The following is a 22720-nucleotide window of genomic DNA, read 5'->3' on the forward strand; positions in this document are numbered from 1 at the left end:
GTGAGTGCACAGTATATGCACAGCAAACCGCACTGGTGAAGCACAGCCGCGGCACAGTTAGTGCGCTGTCAGCCCGGCCCGCGCGCTCCCACGGCCCGCAGGCAGAAACCGCAGATGGCTTCCACCAGTTGCTCGCCCTGCTGCGGGTCGTGCCGGCTGGGCGCCACCGGGCCGACCAGCGCCTCGGTGAAGGCGCCGACGATGCAGGCAGCGGCGGCGTCCAGCGATTGCTCGGGAAACTCGCCGGCCGCCACGCCTTCGGCCAGCAACTGGCGAAAGACCTCGCCAAACAGGCGCCGACCGCGGATGCGCTCGGCATCCACTTCGCCCTCCACCGGCTCGGCGATGAAGGCATAGGCCAGCGCCGGGCCGGCCAGCGCGCGCCGCACGAAGGCGGCGATCGCCTTGCGCAGGCGCTCGGCCGCACTCACCGGCTCGGCGCTGATGGCGCGCAGGATGCCCATTTCATGCTGGACGGCGGCATTCAAAACTTCCACGAACAAGTCGGCTTTGGAGGGGAAATGCCGGTAAATCTGCCCGGTGGAAACCCCGGCAGCCGCGGCCACGGCGGTGACCGGCGCATTGCGGTAACCGCCCTCGGCAATCAGGGCACGGGCCGCCTGCAGGATGCGTTCGCGGTTGCCGGCCAGGCGTTCTTCCATCAGGGCGGAGCGTCGATAAGCCATGAGATGAGTTCGAGTTCAATAGTTGAATTTTAGTTCACTTCTTCGATCAGGACCGTTACGCTGGTCACCACGCCGCGCGGCCCTGCCCGCTCCCACCGGCACGTCCCGATCCTTAGCGGAGCCGTTTCATGCATGTGCCGTCCTTGAATTTCGAGCTTGGCGAAGACATCGATCTGCTGCGCGAAAGCGTGGCCGCCTTCGCCAGCCACCATATCGCCCCGCTCGCCGCGGCGGCCGATCACGACAACGTCTTCCCCGCGCAGCTGTGGCGGCTGTTCGGTGAGCAGGGCCTGCTGGGCCTGACCGTGGAAGAAGCATACGGCGGCAGCGGCATGGGCTACCTGGCGCACGTCGTGGCGATGGAAGAAATTTCGCGCGCCGGCGGCGCGATCGGGCTGTCCTACGGCGCGCACTCCAACCTGTGCCTCAACCAGCTGCGCAAGAACGCCACCCACGAACAGAAACAGCGCTACCTGCCCAAGCTGTGCACCGGTGAGCACGTCGGCGCACTGGCGATGAGCGAGGCCGGTTCGGGCTCGGACGTGGTGTCGATGAAGCTGCGCGCCGAAGCACGCGGCGACCGCTTTGTACTCAACGGCAGCAAGATGTGGATCACCAACGGCCCCGATGCCGATGTGCTGGTGGTGTACGCCAAGACCGACCCCAGCGCCGGTGCGCGCGGCATCACCGCCTTCATCGTTGAAAAGGGCATGCACGGGTTTTCCACCGCGCAGAAGCTCGACAAGCTCGGCATGCGCGGCTCCAACACCTGCGAGCTGGTGTTCACCGATTGCGAAGTGCCGGCCGAGAACGTGCTGGGCACGCTCAACGGCGGCGTGCGCGTGTTGATGTCCGGGCTGGATTTCGAACGCGTGGTGCTGGCCGGCGGCCCGCTCGGGTTGATGGCCGCGGCCATGGACGTGGTGCTGCCGTACGTGCACGAGCGCAAGCAGTTTGGCGAGCCGATCGGCACCTTCCAGCTGATGCAGGCCAAGCTGGCCGACATGTACGTGGGGCTCAACGCGTGCCGTGCGTATGTCTATGCCGTGGCACGCGCCTGCGATGCGGGCCGCACCACGCGCCAGGATGCGGCTGGCGCGATTCTGTATGCCGCCGAGAAGGCCACCTGGCTCACCGGCCAGGCGATCCAGGTGCTGGGCGGCAACGGCTACATCAACGAGTACCCCACCGGGCGGCTGTGGCGCGATGCCAAGCTGTACGAGATTGGCGCCGGCACTTCGGAAATCCGGCGCATGCTGATCGGCCGCGAGTTGTTCGAACGCACTGCCTGACGGAGCCATCATGAGTGTGATCAACAGCCAGCTGCAGGTGGGCGGCGAGAGCTTCCAGCACAACGCGGCAGCGATGCGCGCGGTGGTCGAGGACTTGCGTGCCACGCTGGCGCTCACCGCGCTGGGTGGCAGCGAGGCGGCCCGTGCCAAGCACACCGCGCGCGGCAAATTGCTGGTGCGTGCGCGCATCGATGCATTGCTGGATCCGGGCAGTGCCCTGCTGGAAATTGCGCCGCTGGCTGCGCATGGCATGTACGACGATCAGGTGCCCTGCGCCGGCGTGGTGGCCGGCATCGGCCGCGTGTCCGGCGTGGAATGTGTGATCGTTGCCAACGATGCCACCGTCAAGGGCGGCACCTATTACCCGATGACGGTGAAGAAACATCTGCGCGCGCAAGAGATCGCGCAGCAGAACCGGCTGCCGTGCATCTATCTGGTCGACTCCGGCGGTGCGTTCCTGCCGCTGCAGGACGAGGTCTTCCCGGACCGCGATCACTTCGGCCGCATCTTCTACAACCAGGCCAATCTATCTGCGCAAGGCATCCCGCAGATCGCCTGCGTGATGGGCTCGTGCACCGCTGGCGGCGCGTACGTGCCGGCGATGAGCGATGAAACGGTGATCGTGCGCGAGCAGGGCACCATCTTCCTCGGCGGCCCGCCCCTGGTCAAAGCCGCCACTGGTGAAGAAGTCAGCGCTGAAGAATTGGGCGGTGCGGATGTGCACACACGCATTTCCGGGGTGGCCGACCATTTCGCCGACAACGATCTGCAGGCCCTGGCGCGGGTGCGCGCGATCATTGCGCAACTCAACTGGCGCAAGCCGGCGCTCACCATGGCAGTGCAGGCACCGCTGCCGCCGCGGCATGCCGCCGACGAGCTGTATGGCGTGATTCCCGCCGATACACGCAAGCCCTACGACGTGCGCGAAGTGATCGCGCGCATCGTCGACGATTCGCGCCTGGACGAATTCAAGCCGCGCTACGGCAGCACCCTGGTGACCGGGTTTGCGCACCTGCATGGATACCCGATTGGCATCATCGCCAATAACGGCATCCTGTTTTCCGAGTCTGCGCTCAAGGGTGCGCATTTTATCGAAATATGCACGCAGCGCGGCATTCCACTGGTGTTCCTGCAGAACATCACCGGCTTCATGGTGGGCCGCAAATACGAGCACGGCGGCATCGCCAAGGATGGCGCCAAGCTGGTGATGGCCGTGGCCTGCGCCAAGGTGCCCAAGTTCACCGTGGTGATTGGCGGCTCGTTCGGCGCCGGCAATTACGGCATGTGCGGCCGCGCGTATTCGCCCAACTTTTTATGGATGTGGCCGAATGCGCGGATCGGCGTGATGGGTGGCGAACAGGCTGCCAGCGTGTTGGCAACCGTGCGGCGCGATGGCATCGAAGCCAAGGGCGGCGCATGGTCGGGCGACGACGAAGAGGCCTTCAAGTCGCCGATCCGTGCGCAGTTCGAACAGCAAGGCCACCCGTATTACGCCAGCGCGCGCCTGTGGGACGACGGCATCATCGACCCGGCCGATACCCGTCGCGTGCTGGGCCTGGGGTTGTCGGCCGCCTTGAATGCGCCGATCGAAGCCACGCGCTTCGGCGTGTTCCGGATGTGATGCAGATGCGGCGCGCCGGCCTCGCCGAAACGACACGATGCGCGTGGATACACGCAGGAGTGTTTTCGGCTGTGGGGCCGCAGCGCGCCACGTGCGTGCGCACCACAGCGTCGTGCCGGCGCAGTGCAGTGCAGTGCAACGATGCAGCTTTGGGGTGCGCCGTGATGGGCAGTGACCTGCCGCAGCGGTTGTTTCTTCTTCGTCCTTCCACCCGCCACCACGGCGGCGTGCAGAGAGCTTTGCCATGACCCAGCACGACACGCCCCAGCACGCCTCCATCACTGGCAAAGGCCAGCCGTATTTTGACAAGGTGCTGATCGCCAATCGCGGTGAAATCGCCTGCCGCGTCATCGCCACCTGCCGCCGCCTGGGCATCGCCACCGTGGCGGTGTATTCGGATGCCGACCGCGACGCGCGCCACGTGCGCCTGGCAGATGAAGCGATCCATATTGGTGCCTCACCGGCGCAGCAAAGCTACCTGCGCGGCGACGCCATCCTTGCCGCGGCACGCGGCAGCGGTGCGCAGGCGATCCATCCCGGCTACGGGTTTCTATCGGAAAACGCCGGGTTTGCCGACGCCTGCGCGCAGGCAGGGGTGGTGTTCATCGGCCCGCCCGCGCAGGCAATCCGCGCGATGGGCGACAAGAGCGCTGCCAAGGCGCTGATGCAGCGCGCCGGCGTGCCACTGACGCCGGGCTATCACGGCGACGAGCAGGCACCTGCGTTTCTGCGCGCACAGGCCGATGCGATCGGCTACCCGGTGCTGATCAAGGCCAGCGCCGGCGGTGGCGGCAAGGGCATGCGCCGCGTGGATGCCAGCGCAGCATTCGAAGACGCGTTGGCCAGCTGTCAGCGCGAAGCGCAATCGGCGTTCGGCAATGCGCATGTGCTGGTGGAAAAATACGTCGAGCGCCCGCGGCACATCGAGATCCAGGTGTTCGCCGATACCCATGGCGCGGTGGTGCATCTGTTCGAACGCGACTGCTCGGTGCAACGCCGCCACCAAAAAGTGCTGGAAGAAGCCCCCGCACCCGGCATGACCGAACAGCGCCGCGCGGCGATGGGCAAGGCGGCAGTGGATGCCGCACGGGCGGTGGGCTACGTGGGCGCCGGCACGGTGGAATTCATCGCCGGGCCGGACGGCGATTTTTATTTCATGGAAATGAACACCCGGCTGCAGGTGGAGCACCCGGTCACCGAGCTGATCACCGGCACCGATTTGGTGGACTGGCAGCTGTGCGTGGCCGCCGGCCTGCCGCTGCCCAAGCGCCAGGACGAATTGCGCATCCATGGTCATGCTCTGGAAGCGCGCCTGTACGCAGAAGATGCCGACCGCGGCTTCCTGCCTTCCACCGGCACCTTGCGGCAACTGCGCCTGCCGGCCGCGAGCGCGCATGTGCGCATCGATGCCGGTGTGGAACAGGGCGACACCATCAGCCCGTACTACGACCCGATGATCGCCAAGCTGATCGTCTGGGATCACGACCGCCCCGCCGCGCTGGCGCGCATGCGCGACGCATTGGCGCACTGCCATGCGATCGGCGTGACCACCAACAGCGCGTTCCTGGCGCGGCTGGTCAGCACGCAGGCGTTTGCGACTGCCGACCTGGACACTGCCCTGATCGAACGCGAGCAGGCGGCGCTGTTTCCCGCGCCGCAGCCGCCGCCCATGGCATGGTGGTGCCTGGCCGCCGTGCTGCTGGCCGAAGCCGCACCGCACGCCGCCGCCGACCCAGCCGACCCGTTCTCGCCGTGGCAACTCGCGGATGGCTGGCGCATCGGCGCACATGCCGCGCGTACGCTGGTGCTGGAGGCCGCAGGCGAGCGCCGCACACTGGCGGTGCGGCCCACCGCCGATGGCTGGCAGGTGGACAGTGCCGATCAAACCCACACGCTGCGCTATCACGCGCACGGCGAGCACCTGCGTGTGGACATGGATGGCCGCCAATGGCGCGCGCAGATACTGCGCGATGGCGCTGCCATCACCGTGCTCAGTGGCGCGCAGCGCGCGCATTTCCAGCATCACGATGCCCTGATCGAAGCCGAGCAACCGGCGCAGGCCGAAGGCGGCCTGACCGCACCCATGCCAGGCCGCGTGGTCGCGCTGGTTGCGCCGCTCGGCGAGCCGGTCCGCCGTGGCCAGGCCCTGGTGGTGCTGGAAGCCATGAAGATGGAGCACACCCTGCATGCACCTGCCGACGGCACCGTGCAGGCCTATCTGGTGGCCGAAGGCGACCTGGTCGCAGACGGTGTCGCGTTAGTGGAATTCGTGTCCGCATCTGCGTAGTTGCATCCGCCAGCGTGACCAACGGCACGTTCCCCGGGGCGGCCGCTGCCTCTAGCGTGGCTGCTTCGGCTGGATTGGCCGAGGTTCCCTCCGGAGGCTTTCATGCAACGCCTGCTTCTCGCATCCAGCCTGCTCCTGGCGCTCAGCGCCTGCAGCGACAAATCCGCGCCCGCCAACACCGCTGACGCCGCCGCCCCCGCTGCGACACCGGCAGCGACTGCGCCGGCCACAGCGCCCGAATTGATCCCGCGCGACGCCCTGTTCGGCAATCCCGAGCGCGCCAGCGTGCGCATCAGCCCCGATGGCAAATATCTCAGCTGGGTCGCGCCACTGGATGGCGTGCTCAACGTCTGGGTGGCGCCGGTCGACGCGCCGGACAAGGCGCGCGCCATCACCAAGGACACCGCACGCGGCATCCGCAGTTACTACTGGACCTATCACAGCGACACGTTGCTCTATCTGCGCGACACCGGCGGCGATGAGGACTTCCACCTCTACGCGGTCAATCTCAGCGATGGCAGCAGCAAGGACCTCACCCCGTTCAAGAAGACCAATGCCGAGGTCTACGGCATCAGCGACCAGCATCCGGACGCGATCATGGTCGGCATGAACGATCGGGATGCCAAATGGCACGACCTGTACAAGGTCGACCTGGCCTCGGGCACACGCACCCTGGTGCAGAAGAACACCGACAGCCTGGACAGCTACCTGCTCGATGGCAATTACCAGCTGCGCTACGCCACCCGCGCCACCGATGACGCCGGCCGCGAGTTACTGGTGCCCGAGGGCAAGGGTTGGAAGAGCGTGGACCGCATCCCGTTCGAGGATGTCACCAACACCGCGCCGGCCGGCCTCACCGATGACGGCAAGACGCTCTACATGCTGGACTCGCGTAACCGCGATACCGCCGCGCTGTACGCGATCGACACCGCCAGCAATGCACGCACGCTGCTGTTCGAAGACGCGCGCGCCGATGCCGGCAGCACCTTGAACGACCCCAAGACCGGTGTGGTGCAGGCCGTGTCCACCGACTATCTGCGCGAAGAGTGGAAGACGCTGGACACCAGCATCGCCGCCGACCTGCAGAAGCTCAAATCACTCGGCCCAGGCGATGCCGGCATTGCCGCACGCACGCTCGATGACCGCACCTGGATCGTCGCCTATTCGGCCGCCGAAACCCCGCTGACCTACTACCGCTACGACCGTGCCGATGGCGGCAAGCTCACCAAGCTGTTCTCCGCGCGCCCGGCGCTGGAGGGCAAACCACTGGTACCGATGTGGCCGCAGGAGATTGCCGCACGCGACGGCCTGAAACTGGTCAGCTACCTGTCGCTACCGGCCGAGGCCGACAGCAACCATGATGGCAAGGCCGATAAAGCAGTGCCGTTGGTGCTGTTCGTGCACGGCGGCCCGTGGTCGCGCGACAGTTATGGCTATGGCGCGTACGAGCAATGGCTGGCCAACCGCGGCTACGCGGTGCTGTCGGTGAACTTCCGCGGCTCCACCGGCTTCGGCAAGGCGTTCACCAACGCCGGCAACGGCGAGTGGGCCGGCAAGATGCACGACGACCTGCTCGACGCCGTGCAGTGGGCGGTCAAGCAGGGCGTCACCACGCCGCAGGACGTCGCCATCATGGGCGGTAGCTACGGCGGGTACGCGACGCTGGTGGGCATGACCTTCACTCCGGACGCGTTCAAGTGCGGCGTGGACATCGTGGGCCCGGCCAACCTCAACACCTTGCTCGGCACCGTGCCGCCCTATTGGGCCAGCTTCTACAAGCAACTGACCAAGCGCATGGGCGACCCGGCTACCGCCGCCGGCAAGCAGTGGCTCACCGAACGCTCGCCGCTCAGCCACGTCGACAAGATCAGCAAACCGCTGCTGATTGGCCAGGGCGCCAACGACCCGCGCGTCAAACAGGCCGAAAGCGACCAGATCGTCAACGCAATGAAGGCCAAGAACATCCCGGTGACCTACGTGCTGTTCCCCGATGAGGGCCACGGCTTCCAGCGCCCGGAAAACAGCAAGGCGTTCAACGCAGTGACCGAAGGGTTCCTGAGCCAATGCCTGGGCGGCCGCGCCCAACCCATCGGTGCGGACTTCGAAGGCTCCAGCATCACCGTGCCCGAGGGCGCAGACCGCATCACTGGCCTGGCCGATGCGTTGGAGACGCATACGCAGGCGATTCGGAAGTAGGTCTGCCGCAGCCATCCAATGGCCAAGCATGGGATTGGCTGGCCACACAGTGCGTTCGGCCTCAGCGCCGAACGCACTGCAGCCACGAGGAAAGACCCGTCGCTTCACGTGCACGCCAAGGTTGCGACGAAGGCCGCCGCGTGCAAACAACGTGAGCCATGCGCCCACGTGACCTGACTCGTGTTGGGCAGACAACGACCGATGGAGTGCAGCCAACCACCCGCGCACTATCAGCGAGCACATCGCCACCGAAGAGCGCTGCTTCCCAGGCGCGGCAATGTATCTCGCATGGATCAGTTGACTAACTGGTCGCCCACACTTCGTTGTTTGGGTCCAGCTCCATGGTTTGCATGACATCGCCACGCACACCAAAACCACAGAGCGCCAGGACACCTTCCATGATGGGCTCCAGGCCGAGTAGTGCCTCCACCTGGACCTCGTTGATCGCGCAGGTGACGAACGCGCCCAGCCCCATGTCTGTCGCTGCCATGTACAGCGTTTGCGAGAAGTGGCCCGCCTCCAGCGCAAGCGCGCGATACGCTTTTGCATGCATGCGGTACTTCCAGAAGTTGCGGTAGTAACGCGGGCAGAGCGCCACGATCACCTGCGCGTTGGCGAACCAGTCCTGCCCGGCCAGGATGGCAAGCGCAACATCCTGCAGATTCCCGACATCGACACGCAGCGGCTCGACGGCGTGCTCAATCGGCAGATAGTGGTAAACACCGTCCTCAAGACCTTCCACGTTCCTGATCAGCAGATAGGCATCCAGCGGATGCAGGCCGCCTCCCGACGGGCTTGAGCGCTTGAGGAAGACGGTCTGCGCATCCGCTTCCAGCACCGCATTGGCCGCAAAGGTCCGCTCGATGATGCGGGCAAACACCGCGGACGCCATGCGGGCATCAGTGTCGAAATTCCTGCACGTGGTGCGCTGACGGAGCACGGTATCCAGATAGCTGTGGTCATCGGCACGCGCGAGCGAAATCGCGGTAGTCGCCCCCCGCAGAATCTGCTCAGGCGGCGGCGGACCAAAGGTCCGCAGCAACCCGGTGGCGGTGTCAGCCCCGGCATCCTTGGCTGCCTGTGCACAGTCCACATCGTTCCAGCGCGTAAAGGCATGATAGGTCGCAGCCAGCGGATGCCATTGGCTCTTGCGTTGAACGGCATCGCGATGATGTGCAGGATGCGCGCCCGCGCCATCTTCCAACAGCAAGCCCTTGTCCAGTAGCGACAGCACAGCGGACGCGTCATCAGCAGCGCCGGCCTCCTGCCAGTTGCTCGGGCTCAGGCGCCCCAATACAAGCACCTCCGCCTCGGTCAAGACACACTCCGCATCCAGATGCGGGGCAAGCGCCACCCATCGCCGTGCCCGCGCGGCACCAGAGCCTCCTGCACATAAATCGAGAAGATCGATCTCCACCGATTCCCTCGGCTCGAGATAGACAGCCGCGCAACGCCTCACCCGCATGCTCATGGACTCATCTTTAGATTGATCTTCTAGCGGTCTGGACTTAGATTTCTTGAAGGCTCCCTACTGTTGAAGCGCATGACCGAGAACGATAAACGCCCCGCCCCGCTGCAACCGGACGCCGCACACAAGCTGCTGGATCTTTTGGCAACCGATGACGAATTCCGCGATCTGTTCAAGAACGACCCGAAGGCTGCACTGATACAAGTGGGTCACCCCGCCGAGGAGGCCGAATTGCTCGCCGCCCAGCTCAAGGTGGAAACGCTGGCGGACAAAGCCGCAATCGCACAGGCGCGCGATGACATCCACGCCAACCTGACGTCCTCGGTCAGCATGCAGCCGATCCGGCTGAATGTTCCGTCCGGGTCGTCGCCCCAGCTCAAGAAATAAGCGTGCTGCGGCAAATGAGGCACTGACTCATTTGCCGCTCGCGGTCATCGCATCGAAGACATTCATCGGTTGCTGGCACCAACCGCATCCACCGAACTCGGCGTAGGCGCGGCCGTGTGCATTTTTCAACCATCTGGATTCATTGGCCGCCGCGCGTTGGTCGCCCAGGGACGTGTACGCCTCTTTGAGGACGACGTGATATTGGTACAACTCGTGACCATCCAGGCGTGGCTTCAGTAGTTGGACGGTTTCAGCGGCGCGCCCCTCCAGAAGGGCCATCCGCGCCTGCAGAAGCACGAGCAGCTCGGCCACGGCCGGCATCTTGGCCAGCTCTGGCTTGTCCATGATGGTCTGGAGCACAGCCTTCGCCGTGTCACCCTGCCCCAGTCGCTGACCCAATAGCGCCAGAGACCCGGCAACCACCGCATTGGAGCGCTGACTAAAAGCATCGGCGCTTGTTGCAATGCTCGACAAGGCCATCGGCACGGTCGCCTCGATCGTTGCAAGCGCGTCGGCGTGCTTGCCCTGTGCATATTGCGTGGCGGCCTTCGCGACCAACGATTGGCTGTAGCGTGTGGATGTCTGCGCGATGCCTTGGGAAAGCCGCTGTATCTCAGGCAGCGCCTTGTCACTGCGCCCTTCATCGATATAGATGGACACATGATCGAAATAGGCAACGTCCAGACGTTTCTCGTCGGGCCAGATCGCATGTGCCGCCGGGAAATCACCCAACACTGCCAGGGTCACCGCCTCCCACACCGCTGCCGATGCCAGACCGGATGTCCGGGCAGAGCGGAACGTTGCCAGCGCTTCGGTATTCTTGCCTAACGCCAACTGCATTCGACCCACAATCTCCAACGACAACGGATCGAAATCGTAGCGGGATGCGGCTGCATTCTTGGCATAGACGAGCGCTTCGCTGTAGCGGTTGCGCACTTCAAGGGCGTATGCAGTGTTTTCGGCGGCGGCGAAATCATCTGGATACAGATTGGACATCTGCATCCATTTTTCGTAAGCGTTGCTCGGATCCTTGATCTGCGCGTACCAGGCATCCAGATAGACCTGCTCGCGTGGAGGCAGCTTGGCCCTGAAGCTGAAAGCCTTCTCCAGGTAGGGCAATCCGAGCGACGGGTTTTCCAGGTAGTAGTTACAGCGCGCCACGCCGACGTTGGCCAGGGCAAAGGTCGGGTCAAGCTCGACTGCCCGCAGGTAGTAGTCGCGCGCACGCAGATAATGCCCGGTACCGAATTCGCGCTGGGCCAGTGCGTAAGCATTCAACGCATCTATGTTTGCGGTAGACACGCGCGGCAGCGGGGCAGAATTCACCTTGATGGAGGCAAGCGTTTCGCCGAGGCCGGCGCGTAGGTTGGAGCTGACGGTATCGATTGACGACAACAGGGAGCGCTGGCCGCGGCCCTCCGCGTTGTACATGTACACCGTCGCCTGCGTGACCGGATCGACCACTTCGACAGTGACACGCAGGTTTCCGCCGACATCGGCCACGCTGGGCAATATCAGCGCCTTGGCGCCGGAGCGCAGCGCAATCTGCGCCCCACGCGCGCGGTCGATGGTGGCGCGGTCACTTTGTCGCATCAGCTGCAACATATCGTGCGCGCGCTTCTCGGAAACGAGGTTGACGTGCTTGGACTGCTGCAGACTGAGCCGCAACGCTTGTTGCAGGGGCTCATCCAACATGGCGCTGTCGGTGAGGTTATGCAGGTCACCGACCACCACCCAGTCACGCTCGCCGAAGGCAATGGCAGGCTCCGGGCGCCCGAAGACCCACAGGATGCCGGCGGTCAGCAGGACCAAGGCGACCTCGGTCGCCAACGCCGCCGGCCGCCGCCACAACGGAATATCCCGCCACGCCTTGACAGAGCTTTTCGGCGCGCGCAGCGGCGTGAGGCCGACTTCGCCGACTTCGTAGATCTCCATCGGCGTGGGCATGCCCTTGAAGCGCCAGCGGCCGTGGGATTTCCACAGCAGGCGCTCGCTGGGCGTGCCGAGTTCGCGGGCGGCGCGGTGGGTGAGTGATTCGGCCACCGCCGAGAGCAGGATTTGCCCGGGCCGGGCCATCGACATCAGGCGGGCTGCGGTGGGCTTGGCCAGGCCTTCCACTTCCAGCGGTTTGGCGCCAATGCTCACCGCTTCATCGCTATTGCGCCAGGTGAGCACTTCGCCCACATGCAGGCCCTGGCGCGCACGCACGACCAGGTCGCGCGTCTCGCCCAGCAGCTTGAGGCCGCGCGCGTAGTCCAGCGCAAAGCCCAGGCCGTCGATCGGGCGATCGAACAACAGCAGCAAGCCATCGGAGCGGTCGATCAATCGCCCGCGCCAGTGCTGCTGCAGCTTGACCACCAGATGGTCGTGCTCGCGGAACAGTGCGGCAGCGGCGTTGTCGCCGATGCGTTCGACCAGCGCGGTGGAATCGCACAGGTCGGTCAACAACAGGGTGCGTAGACGCGGTGCCTGGATCGCTTCCGACGACGCCTCCTTGCGTGCGTGGCTGCGGGTGGTCATCGCTTAGCTGTTGTCCAACGGCAAGGCTTCATAGACGCACAGGCTGTTGCCGCCCTGGCGCTTGGCCTGGTATAGCGCAGTGTCTGCGCGCGTATACCAGTCGTTGTAGGAGGTGCTGGCGTCGATGCTGCAGACGCCCACGCTCACCGAGCAACTGTGGCAGCCATCCGGGCTGCTGGCCTGGCGCGCCTGCACTGCGTTGACGATGCATTCGCCCATGTGTTGCACCAGCTCGATCGAGCCTTGCGCCACCAGCACGCAGAATTCGTCACCGCCCAGGCGGCAGACCAGGTCGCCTTCGGCGATCACCGAGCGCAGCGCGTGTGCAACGTTCTGCAGCACGCGGTCGCCGGCCAGGTGGCCGTACTCGTCGTTGATGTGCTTGAAGCGGTCGCAGTCGATCAGGATCAGGCCCACGCCCGGCGCGCCGCCACCGCGGCGACATTCCTGCAGATGCAGGGCGAGGCCGCGGCGGTTGTGCAGGCCGGTGAGCTCGTCGGTGCGGCTGAGTTCTTCGGTGTGGTTGAGCTGATGCGAGGTGACGTAGAGATTGTCCAGCGCCGCTTCCAGGTCGTGGTTGCGGCGGCGCAGCTGGCGGATCAGCAATTGTTCGTTATTGACCACGCGCACGATGGAGCGGCGCAGGAAATGCGCCACCATCGACGGGTCGTGATCGACCAGGCGCTGGAAATCGTCATGTGCCAGTTCGATCAGGCGGCTGTCGACCGAAGCGCTGGCGCCGGCACTGCGGGCGTGGTCGCCGATCAGCAGGCCGAGCTCGCCAAAGAACTCGCCCGGGCCCAGATGCTTGAGCATCAGGTCTTCGCCGAAATCCAGGTCGATCTGGCCGGTGACCACGATGAACATCTGCGTGCCCACCGCGCCGCGTTCGAACAAGGCCTGGCCTGCAGCGATCTCGCGCATACGGCCGAAACGCGCGAAAAACGCGAGTTCTTCAGCGGTCATCAAGGCATGCAGCCCGTCGGACAGCGTTTTGGCAACGCTTCCAGTCGGTTCGACGGCGCCGTTGGAGGTATGGCAGGTCATCCAGATCCCTTAGGCCGACCTGCAGCGCCGGCCCGTCGTCGAATCGTACATGAGGGTTTTGTTCAGCACCAGATCACACTTGTTCTCACCGGCAAAGAGACGAAATGACGGGTTTTCAGCGCAAAAAAAGGGTCCGGTTTCCCGGACCCTTCCCCCTCCCGGGGTCGGCACGCTGGCGGCCCGCTGCAGGCTAAGCCGCCTTCTCGCCGTGAAACTGTGCTTCTTCGGTGGAGCCACGCAACGCGGTGGTCGAGGACTGCCCCTGCTGGATCACCTGCGTCACTGCATCGAAGTAGCCGGTGCCCACCTCGCGCTGGTGCTTGACCGCAGTGAAGCCTCGCTCTGCGGCCGCGAACTCGGCTTGCTGCAACTCGACAAAGGCGCTCATCTGGCTGCGCGCATAGCCGTGGGCGAGGTGGAACATACCGTAATTCAGCGCGTGGAAGCCGGCCAGGGTGATGAACTGGAACTTGTAGCCATAGCTGGCCAGTTCGGTCTGGAACCTGGCGATGGTGGCGTCGTCCAGGTTCTTCTTCCAGTTGAAGCTGGGCGAGCAGTTATAAGCCAGCAGCTTGCCGGGGAACTTGGCATGGATGGCTTGCGCAAAGGCGCGGGCAAACTCCAGGTCCGGCTTGCCGGTTTCGCACCAGATCACATCCGCGTACGGCGCATAGGCCAGGCCGCGGCTGATGGCCTGGTCCAGGCCGTTGCGGGTCTTGAAGAAGCCTTCCACAGTGCGCTCGCCGGTGGTGAAACCGCGGTCGTTGTCGTCCACGTCGCTGGTGATCAGGTCGGCGGCTTCGGCGTCGGTGCGTGCGATCAAGACGGTGGGCACGCCCAGCACATCGGCAGCCAGCCGCGCGGCATTCAATTTCTCGATCGCCTCGCGGGTGGGCACCAACACCTTGCCACCCATGTGTCCGCATTTTTTCACCGAGGCCAGCTGGTCCTCGAAATGCACGCCGGCTGCGCCAGCTTCGATCATCGCCTTCATCAGTTCGAAGGCATTGAGCACGCCACCGAAACCGGCTTCGGCGTCGGCCACGATCGGCTGCAGGAAGTCGATCGCATCATCGCCTTCGGCATGGTGCAACTGATCGGCGCGCAGCAAGGTGTTGTTGATGCGCTTGACCACCGCCGGCACCGAATCGGCCGGGTACAGCGATTGGTCTGGATACATCTGCCCGGCCAGATTGGCGTCGGCCGCCACCTGCCAACCGGAGAGATAGATCGCCTTCAAGCCGGCCTTGACCTGCTGCATCGCCTGGTTGCCGGTGAGCGCGCCCAAGGCGTTGACGAAGGGCATGACATGCAGCGATGTCCAGAGTTTGTCCGCGCCCAGCCGTGCCAGCGAATGCTCGACGTGCACGGTGCCGCGCAGGCGCACCACATCGGCGGCGCTGTAATTGCGGGTGATGCCAGCCCAGCGCGGGTGGGTGGCCCAGTCATGCTGAATCTGTTCGGCGGTCTGCAGCGGTGTGCTCATCGTGCGTCTCCTCGGGCAGGGATGGGGCAAATGCAGCGGTGTTGGGCGGTGTGATGTGGTGCGGTGCTGCGTGATTGCAGGCAAGGCGTTGCCGTTGCGCGCAGCACGCAGCTGCAACGCGGGTGTTCTCGGGTGCATCGGTGTGCGTGCCTGCGCATGCGCCTGCCGTAGCCGGCGCATGCGCGCGGCGGTCAGTCGATCAGGCGATACGCTGGAACCGTGAGGAAGTCGGCCAATTCCTCGGCGCGGCTCAGTTGGTCGAGCAAGCCGATGGCCTCGGCGATACGTGCGCCGCCCGGCATGCCAGCAGTGGTGCCCAGGCGCGCCGGCAACTGCCGCAGAGTGGTGTCGAGCAGGTGCTGGTCGATGGCGGTGCCGTCATCGAGATGGCGGCCGTGATGCAGCCATTGCCACAGCTGCGCGCGGCTGATTTCCGCAGTGGCCGCATCTTCCATCAGGTTATGGATGGGCACGCAGCCATTGCCGTCCAGCCACGCGGCCAGGTAACGCACGCAGACCTCGACATTGCCCTCGAAACCGGCGCGGGTGATGCTGCCGGGCGGTGTGGCAATCAACATCTCAGAGGTGATCTGCACATCGTTACGCAGCACATGGTGTTGATGCGCGGTGGGCATGTGCTCGTCGAACACCGCCATCGCCACCGGAATCAGTGCCGGGTGCGCCACCCAGGTGCCGTCATGGCCGGCACTGACCTCGCGCAGCTTGTCGGCACGCACGCGCGCCATGGCCTGTTCGTTGGCGGCCTCGTCGTGGTTGATTGGAATCTGCGCGGCCATGCCGCCCATTGCATGCGCGCCGCGACGATGGCAGGTCTTGATCAGCAGTTCCGAATACGCCTTGAGAAACGGCTGGGTCATGGTGACCTGGCCACGCTCGGGCAACACGCGGTCCGGATGTGCGCGAAAGGTCTTCAGGTACGAAAAGATGTAGTCCCAACGGCCGCAATTGAGCCCGACGATGCGTGCGCGCAAGGCGTGCAGGATCTCGTCCATCTCGAACACCGCCGGCAGCGTTTCGATCAGCACGGTGACCTTGATCTGCCCGTGCGGCAGGCCGAGCATCGCTTCGATATGCGCCAGCGCGGTCTCCCACAGCGCGGCTTCTTCCATGCTCTGCAACTTGGGCAGATACAGATACGGGCCGCGGTCCTTGGCCATCAGCGTACGTGCGTTGTGGAAGGCGAACAGCGCCGCATCGAACAAGCCGCCGGCCATCGGCTGGCCATCGATCAACACGTGCTTTTCGTCCAGGTGCCAGCCACGCGGGCGCACGATCAGCACCGCACGTTCGTGTTCCGGACGCAGCGCGTAGTGCTTGCCGTTGGGCGCATCGAATGTGAGCTCGCCGCGCACCGCCGCCGCCAACGTGCGCTGCCCGGTCAGCAGGTTGCGCCAGGTAGGCGCGGTGGAATCTTCGAAGTCGGCCATGAACACCTCGGCGCCGGAGTTCAGCGCGTTGATGACCATCTTCGGATCGGTGGGGCCGGTGATTTCGACCCGGCGGTCCTGCAGGGCGGCCGGTAGTTCGGCCACGCGCCAGTCGCCGGCGCGGATGGTACGGGTGTCGGTGCGGAAGTCGGGCAACTGGCCGGCGTCGAACGCGGCCTGGCGGCTGCGACGCTGCGCCAGCCGCTGCTGGCGGCCGGGTTCGATCGCCCGGTGCAGCGACACCAGCAGGGCCAGCGCGGCAGCGGGGAGCAGCTCGGCCTGGCCCGCCAGCTGGGTGGTCAGCGACACGCCGGGGGTGGCACGGTGAGCGGCGGCGGGACGGGCGGAAGCGGCGGTGGCAGACATTGGGGGAATCCTGGTGTGATCCGGAGCTCCAACCTGCGCCTCGGCAATCTATTTGACAAAGCAGTTTTATCAATGCTGTAAATAAGCCTAACTTATAGTTAGTCGCTAAGCCCTAAAGCCATGGCGCCAACCCCGCGGTTTTCCTACAAATCCGACCGCCTCAAGCCGCTGCGGGCGTTCTGCCAGACCGTGCGACTGGGCTCTGTCTCACGCGCCGCTGAGGCGCTATATGTGAGCCAGCCGGCGGTGACCCTGCAATTGCAGGCGCTGGAGCGTGACCTGGGGGTGGTGCTGTTCGAACGCTCCGGCCGGCGGTTGGCGCCCAGCCGCGAGGGCCAGCTGCTGTACGACATGGCGCTGCCGCTGGTGGAAAGCCTGGACGGCCTGGAGGCCGCCTTCCGCGAGAAGGTGCGCGGGCTGGACGCCGGCGAACTCAACATCGCCGCCAACAGCTCCACCATCCTGTATCTGCTGCCGCGCATCGTGGAGAACTTCCGCGCGCGCCATCCGGACGTGCGCCTGACCCTGCACAACGCCATCAGCGCCGACGGCACTGACCTGCTGCGCGAAGACGCAGTGGATCTGGCGATCGGTTCGATGCTGGACGTGCCGGCCGACCTCCACTACGCGCCGGTCTACCGCTTCGAGCAGTTGCTGATCACCCCGCCCGACCACCCGCTGGCCAGACAGCGCACGGTCTCGCTGCAGGACCTGTCGCCGTATCCGTTGATCCTGCCACCGCGCCGGCAGGTGACCTATCGCCTGGTCGATCTGGTCTTCCAGCAGGCGCGCGTGCCCTACACGGTGGCGCTGGAAGTCGGCGGCTGGGAGGTGATCAAGCAATACGTGGCGATGGGGATGGGCATTTCGATCGTCACCGCGATCTGCCTGACTGATGCCGACCGCGACAAACTCGCCGCCCGCTCGCTCAAGGACTATTTCCCCACCCGCAGCTACGGCGTGGTGGTGCGCAAGGGCAAATACCTCTCGCCGCAGGCACGCGCTTTTATCGAGCTGATCCAGCCGGACCTGTTCACCCCGCGCGGCTACGACGAGAGTGGTCACTCCGAGCGCTGAACGCGCGCTACGCTGAGCGCTCTACGTCCACGCGCCCTGCCCGCCACGATGACCGACCTTGCAAGCCGTTATGCCGAACGCGCCGCACCTGCCGCGTTGCGCGGGCAACTGCTGTGCAGCTGGCGATTTCGCCAGGGTGCGGTGGCGGACGCGCCGGTACGGGTGCTGCCCGATGGGCATGTCGACCTGATCTGGGATGGTGCGCAGCTGTTCGTGGCCGGGCCGGATCGCGCGGCCAACCTGGCCTGCGTGCCGGCCGGGCGCGTGCTCAGCGGTGTGCGCCTGGCGCCCGGGGCGGCCACGGCGGTGCTGGGCACTGCATTGCACACGCTCACCGACCAGCGCGTGGCATTGGACGCGTTATGGGGCACCGCCGGGCTGGCCTGGCAGCACCGGCTCGAAGACGGCGCCGACCCCGTGCAGGCGCTGCAGGCACTGTGTCAGCAACACGCTGGCCGCAGCGACCCGACCATGGTCTGGCTATTCGCACAGTTGGCGGCCGGCATGCCGATGCAGCTGGCCGCGCTCACCGCCACGCTGGGCATCAGCGAGCGTGCGCTGCGGCGGCGCTGCCAGACCGCCTTCGGTTATGGCGCCAAGACCCTGGAGCGGATCCTGCGGCTGCAGCGCTTTTTGGCGATTGCACGCCGGCACCGCACACTGACCGACGCCGCGCTGGCCGCAGGTTACGGCGATGCGCCGCACCTGGTACGCGATGCCCGCCAGTTGGCCGGGCTGGCGCCGCGCGAGCTGGTGCAACAACACGCGCGGTGAGTTGGCCGTTTTCGCCAAGCCACGGGTGCGTGCGGCCGGCATGCTGGGTCCCTCGCCTTCGCAAGGACCCGCCGTGGACACCCAGCACCGTATCGACTATCTCGAATTCGCCGTCACCTCGATCGCCGCCGCCAAGGCCTTTTACGGCCAGGCCTTCGCGTGGACCTTCCAGGACTATGGCCCCGACTACTGCGAGTTCCGCGATGGCCGGCTCAGCGGGGGGTTCTTCCACGGCACGCCGCAGCCCGGCGGCGCCCTGGTGGTGCTGGCCTCCGATGACCTAGCACAGAGCCAGGCGCGCATCGAAGCCGCCGGCGGGCAAATCACCCGGCCAGTGTTCGCCTTTCCCGGCGGGCGGCGCTTCCACTTCACCGATCCGCATGGTTATGCGCTGGCGGTGTGGTCGAAGGACTAGCGGCGACTGCGGGGCCGCTCGGCCTGCAGGCCGCTTCGCTGGAAGCGCGTGACCCGCAGGTCGTGGGCGGCACAGCTGGGCGTCTCCAGGAGTTGGGGCGCCAACGCGACGGCAGGCAGCACGGCTTGCATGCGTACGTGCCGACTCACGCAGGTCATCTGTAGCGGCTTGCGCGCGTGCCCGCCATCCGAGAGCCAACGCCCGGCACGCGCAATGCGCACTCACTGACGCGCGTACACGCCCAAGAACATGTCCACCGCCGACGCCGCGACCTGCGCCTGTTCTTCCGGCGACAGCGCCGGCTGGCCCAGGGCCAGCTGCGGCCAGAACGCAAAGCCCTTCACCAGGGCCTGCAATTGCTGCGCGGCAAAGGCCGGGTCCACTGCCACCAGCCGGCCGTCGGCCAGCGCGGCGCGTACCCAGGTGGTGGTGCCTTCCTCCTTGCTGCCCAGCTGCGCGAGCAGTTCGCGTGCCCGCGCCGGCGAGTGGATGCCCTCGGCAATCGCCACGCGGGATAGATCGATGAAGGCCGGGTCTTCCAGCAGCCGCAGCTTCTGCTGCAGCAACTCCAGCAGCTGCGGCCGCAATGGCTGGCCGGGCTGATACGCCAGGCTCACCGCCTCGGCACTGCGCTGCCACAGCCCACGCAGGATCTCGCCGAACAGCGTGTCCTTGCTGGGGAAATGGTTGTAAACCGTGCGCTTGGAGACGCCAGCGGTGGCCGCGATGCGGTCCATGCTGGTCGCCTCGAAGCCCTGCTGGCGGAACTCGGCGATCGCCGCTTCCAGGATCGCGTGACGCTTGCGGTCGGTCAGCCGCTGCGGCGCAGCGGGAATGGACGAGTGAATGGACATGCGCCGATTTTACACCGGGCAGTTTACTTTCACGCCGCGGAAACTACACTGTGCAGTGTAATCACTTCCCCGCCGACGGATTCCGCCCGTGACCACCCCTTCTTCCGCTTATGCCGCTTCGCCGCAGTTCCGCAATGGCCGGTTTCGCAACGCCCAGCCCACGCTGACCACCTCGCTGCGCCTGAGCGAGCAGCTGCGGTTGCTGTGGACGTTCTTCTTCGACAAGCCGCGCGACACCGTACCGTCCACGCCGCCGCCGGTGTTGCCGCTGACTCGCGCGCAACTGCTCGCCGCGCCGGACCGCAGCCTGTACCGGCTTGGTCACTCCACCGTGTTGCTGAAGCTGGCCGGCGGTTTCTGGCTCACCGACCCGGTGTTTGCCAAGCGCGCCTCGCCGTTTTCCTTCGCCGGCCCCAAACGCTTCCATGCCCCGCCGATTGCGCTGGCCGACCTGCCGCCGCTGGCCGGGGTGATCCTGTCGCACAACCACTACGACCACCTGGACCGCGCCACCATCCGCGCACTGGCCGACCGCGTTGGCGTGTTCGTCGCGCCGCTGGGCGTGGGCGATTTACTGGTGCGCTGGGGCGTGGACCCGGCCAAGGTGCGCCAGCTGGACTGGTGGGACTCGCTCACCGTGGACGGTGTGCAGCTCACCGCCACGCCATCGCAGCACTTTTCCGGGCGCGGGCTGTTCGATAGCGGCCGTTCGCTGTGGTGCTCGTGGGTGATCCAGCACGAGGAGCTGCGGGTGTTCTTCAGCGGCGACGGTGGCTACGCGCCGCACTTCAAGACCATCGGTGAGCAGCTCGGCCCGTTCGATGTGGCGCTGATCGAAAACGGCGCCTACGACCAGCAATGGCCGCACGTGCACATGTATCCGGAGCAGAGCCTGCAGGCGTTTCTGGATCTTGGCGCACGCACCTTGTTGCCGATCCACAACGGCACCTTCGATCTGGCCATGCACAGCTGGCACGACCCGCTCGACCGCATCGTCGCGCTGGCCGAGACCGCCGGCGTGCCGGTGGCAACACCGTGCATGGGCGAGCGCGTGGACCTGACGGCACCGGCCAACACGGCACGCTGGTGGCGGCGCAGCCTGCGGGCCGACGCAGCGGATGGGATGGTGCCAGCGCTGTGAGCTGATGTGCTGACGCTGCTGCGCGCTGTGCTTCGTGCTGAGGCATGCTTGTTCGGACAGCGCGGTGATCTGCAGTGACGCGCAATCACCGATGCGCACCACATCGGCGCCACTAGCGACATTGCGCGCTACACGGGTGTCGCTCTGCGGCATTGCTGCCTACGCGTTGGCTGCGGGCACTGGATCAACGCAACACCGTGGCGCGCTCGTTGTGCCCAGCACGTTGACCGCGATGCCGGAGGACAGATCCAGATACTCGCGGCCCTGGTGTTTCCACACGCGACTGCCCCGCCCACGCCCCAGCCCCACCTGGCGCGGCTGGTACGCCAGCAGGTTGACCGCGACAGCGCGGTGTTCGGACACACTGCGTTGCGCGCGTAACCGCGGGTTACAGCGAGCGCCATTCCAGGCCTTCACCACGGCTGTAGTACACCGCCACCGCCTTGCCATACACCTCCTGCGCCGGAACCAGGCCGAAGAAGCGCCCATCCAGGCTGTCGCCGCGGTGATCGCCCAGCATCAACAACCGCCCTGCCGGCACGGTGAGCCCCGCAATCTCCGGGCCGCCGCCCCGGTCCAGATTCAACTGCGCCAGCTGCCCACCGATCTGTTCCACGTCCCCGTCGCCCAGCGCCAGCGGCTGCCCGTTGATCTGCAGATGCCCGTCGTGCAGCACCACATGATCACCACCCACGGCAACCACGCGCTTGATCAACCGCGTGCCATCGCGTGGCGAATCGAACACCACCACATCACCCCGCTGCGGCTGCGCACCGGCCAGCACGATCGCGTTGCTCAGCGGCAACCGCCAGCCATAGGCGCGCATATCCACCGCCACGCGATCGCCCGGCTGCAAGGTGGGCTGCATCGACCCACTCGGCACCTGGTAGTGGTTGGCAAACGACGAACGTGCAGCGGTGAGCAACACCAGCATCACGCACAGCGGCAGCAGCTCCTTGCGTGACCAGTGTGCAAGACGACGTACGCGGGATGCGGCGGGAGTGGGGTGATGCATTGGGTCACCTGTGGCGGCGTTGGGATGCGAAAGGTTGCGCAGGACGATGCGCTGAGGTCGACGGTCATTGGAAGTGACGAAAGGCAGGGGTGTCTGGATATTTGCGGGTTGCTTCGCATCGATGATGTTGTGCGCGGGCGCTTGGTTGCTGCTGATGCGGTTGTGCATGCCCTATGTCGCTGCGTGGTGCCTACGGCGCCGTGCGCTTGGAGAATTAGGCGCACCGAATGTTTTATCTGGTGTGGCGCAGCTTGGTCGCGCTGTTCCAACAGATCATTACGCTGTTGCGGCATGTGTGAGCAAGGTGCTGCTGGCGGCGAAGACACAGTCGACTCATTTGCCAGATGGTCCGCAGACCAAGCAGCTATTGCTCTACTTTGCTTTGCTCTACTTTGCTTTGCTCTACTTTGCTTTGCTTTGCTCTACTTTGCTTTGCTTTGCTCTACTTTGCCTTGCCTTGCCTTGCCTTGCCTTGCCTTGCTTTGCTCTGCTCTGCTTTGCTGTAGCCGCTGCTCTTGTTGTTGCTCGTGCTCCGCGCTCTTGGGGCCCCATACCGCAGCGGCAAGGCCGGCAGATACAACCCGTAGGGCGGCGCGCATGGATGCGCGACGTTTTTGTAAGGGACATGGATGTCCCTTAC

Annotated in this window: 18 protein-coding genes; 10 read left to right on the forward strand and 8 right to left on the reverse strand. The window is 65.5% G+C overall.

The genetic code is table 11. The features are described 5' to 3' along the window. Positions 1–68 precede the first annotated feature (68 nt). Positions 69–686, reverse strand: coding sequence for a TetR/AcrR family transcriptional regulator (locus QRM60_RS21050; protein ID WP_225043221.1), 618 nt, complete (start codon positions 684–686; stop codon positions 69–71). Between the two features lie 128 nt (positions 687–814). Between QRM60_RS21050 and QRM60_RS21055 the strand changes: the two genes are divergently transcribed. The 4 genes from QRM60_RS21055 (at position 815) to QRM60_RS21070 (ending at position 8082) form a co-directional block, all read left to right on the forward strand. Further along, a complete protein-coding gene (locus tag QRM60_RS21055) occupies positions 815–1978 on the forward strand; it encodes an isovaleryl-CoA dehydrogenase (protein WP_225043220.1) in 1164 nt (387 codons plus the stop codon). Between the two features lie 10 nt (positions 1979–1988). Then, positions 1989–3599, forward strand: a complete 1611-nt coding sequence (locus QRM60_RS21060; protein ID WP_285446980.1) for a carboxyl transferase domain-containing protein — start codon at positions 1989–1991, stop codon at positions 3597–3599. 244 nt (positions 3600–3843) lie between these two features. Continuing rightward, positions 3844–5886 carry an acetyl/propionyl/methylcrotonyl-CoA carboxylase subunit alpha gene (locus QRM60_RS21065; protein ID WP_115557035.1) on the forward strand — a complete coding sequence of 681 codons (2043 nt, stop codon included), beginning with the start codon at positions 3844–3846 and terminating at the stop codon, positions 5884–5886. A 102-nt stretch (positions 5887–5988) separates the two neighbouring features. Beyond that, a complete protein-coding gene (locus QRM60_RS21070) occupies positions 5989–8082 on the forward strand; it encodes a S9 family peptidase (protein WP_115557036.1) in 2094 nt (697 codons plus the stop codon). Positions 8083–8383: 301 nt separating this feature from the next. On the opposite strand, the gene QRM60_RS21075 is transcribed toward QRM60_RS21070, so the two are convergent. Beyond that, entirely contained in the window at positions 8384–9553 is a 1170-nt protein-coding gene (locus QRM60_RS21075; protein ID WP_238595544.1) for a putative peptide maturation dehydrogenase, read from the reverse strand. Between the two features lie 72 nt (positions 9554–9625). On the opposite strand from QRM60_RS21075, the gene QRM60_RS21080 reads away from it, so the two are divergent. Next, on the forward strand, positions 9626–9937 hold the full coding sequence (locus tag QRM60_RS21080; RefSeq protein ID WP_116922748.1) for an NHLP-related RiPP peptide: 312 nt from the start codon (positions 9626–9628) through the stop codon (positions 9935–9937). 27 nt (positions 9938–9964) lie between these two features. Here QRM60_RS21080 and QRM60_RS21085 read toward each other — a convergent pair whose 3' ends face one another. The 4 genes from QRM60_RS21085 to aceB all read right to left on the reverse strand — a co-directional run bounded on the left by QRM60_RS21085 (position 9965) and on the right by aceB (position 16804). Beyond that, positions 9965–12457, reverse strand: a complete 2493-nt coding sequence (locus QRM60_RS21085; protein ID WP_285446981.1) for a putative peptide modification system cyclase — start codon at positions 12455–12457, stop codon at positions 9965–9967. A 3-nt stretch (positions 12458–12460) separates the two neighbouring features. Continuing rightward, the gene (locus tag QRM60_RS21090; RefSeq protein WP_011035494.1) at positions 12461–13504 is read right to left on the reverse strand and encodes a GGDEF domain-containing protein; all 1044 of its coding nucleotides are present in this window, start codon (positions 13502–13504) and stop codon (positions 12461–12463) included. A gap of 190 nt (positions 13505–13694) precedes the next feature. Further along, entirely contained in the window at positions 13695–14990 is a 1296-nt protein-coding gene (aceA, locus tag QRM60_RS21095) for an isocitrate lyase (RefSeq protein WP_115557040.1), read from the reverse strand. A gap of 191 nt (positions 14991–15181) precedes the next feature. Next, positions 15182–16804: a malate synthase A gene (gene aceB / locus QRM60_RS21100; protein WP_115557041.1), complete on the reverse strand. Its 1623-nt coding sequence runs from the start codon at positions 16802–16804 to the stop codon at positions 15182–15184. 120 nt (positions 16805–16924) lie between these two features. On the opposite strand from aceB, the gene QRM60_RS21105 reads away from it, so the two are divergent. Genes QRM60_RS21105 through QRM60_RS21115 form a run of 3 tightly spaced genes read left to right on the forward strand, consistent with a single transcriptional unit; the run spans position 16925 to position 19070 of the window. Next, positions 16925–17881, forward strand: coding sequence for a LysR family transcriptional regulator (locus tag QRM60_RS21105; protein ID WP_103700494.1), 957 nt, complete (start codon positions 16925–16927; stop codon positions 17879–17881). 48 nt (positions 17882–17929) lie between these two features. Further along, positions 17930–18655, forward strand: coding sequence for a helix-turn-helix domain-containing protein (locus QRM60_RS21110; protein WP_161962853.1), 726 nt, complete (start codon positions 17930–17932; stop codon positions 18653–18655). Positions 18656–18695: 40 nt separating this feature from the next. Then, a complete protein-coding gene (locus QRM60_RS21115; RefSeq protein WP_183111706.1) occupies positions 18696–19070 on the forward strand; it encodes a VOC family protein in 375 nt (124 codons plus the stop codon). A gap of 221 nt (positions 19071–19291) precedes the next feature. Here QRM60_RS21115 and QRM60_RS21120 read toward each other — a convergent pair whose 3' ends face one another. Continuing rightward, positions 19292–19924, reverse strand: coding sequence for a TetR/AcrR family transcriptional regulator (locus QRM60_RS21120; RefSeq protein WP_012437039.1), 633 nt, complete (start codon positions 19922–19924; stop codon positions 19292–19294). A gap of 88 nt (positions 19925–20012) precedes the next feature. On the opposite strand from QRM60_RS21120, the gene QRM60_RS21125 reads away from it, so the two are divergent. Then, positions 20013–21065, forward strand: a complete 1053-nt coding sequence (locus QRM60_RS21125; RefSeq protein ID WP_285446982.1) for an MBL fold metallo-hydrolase — start codon at positions 20013–20015, stop codon at positions 21063–21065. A gap of 388 nt (positions 21066–21453) precedes the next feature. On the opposite strand, the gene lepB is transcribed toward QRM60_RS21125, so the two are convergent. Continuing rightward, entirely contained in the window at positions 21454–22080 is a 627-nt protein-coding gene (gene lepB, locus QRM60_RS21130; protein WP_115557546.1) for a signal peptidase I, read from the reverse strand. Between the two features lie 166 nt (positions 22081–22246). Between lepB and QRM60_RS21135 the strand changes: the two genes are divergently transcribed. Further along, positions 22247–22720 (forward strand): hypothetical protein (locus QRM60_RS21135; RefSeq protein ID WP_285446983.1); only part of this gene is annotated, 474 nt, incomplete at its 3' end.

This window comes from Xanthomonas sp. fls2-241-TYG-148 (assembly GCF_030208815.1).
GTDB classification, from domain to species: domain Bacteria; phylum Pseudomonadota; class Gammaproteobacteria; order Xanthomonadales; family Xanthomonadaceae; genus Xanthomonas; species Xanthomonas campestris.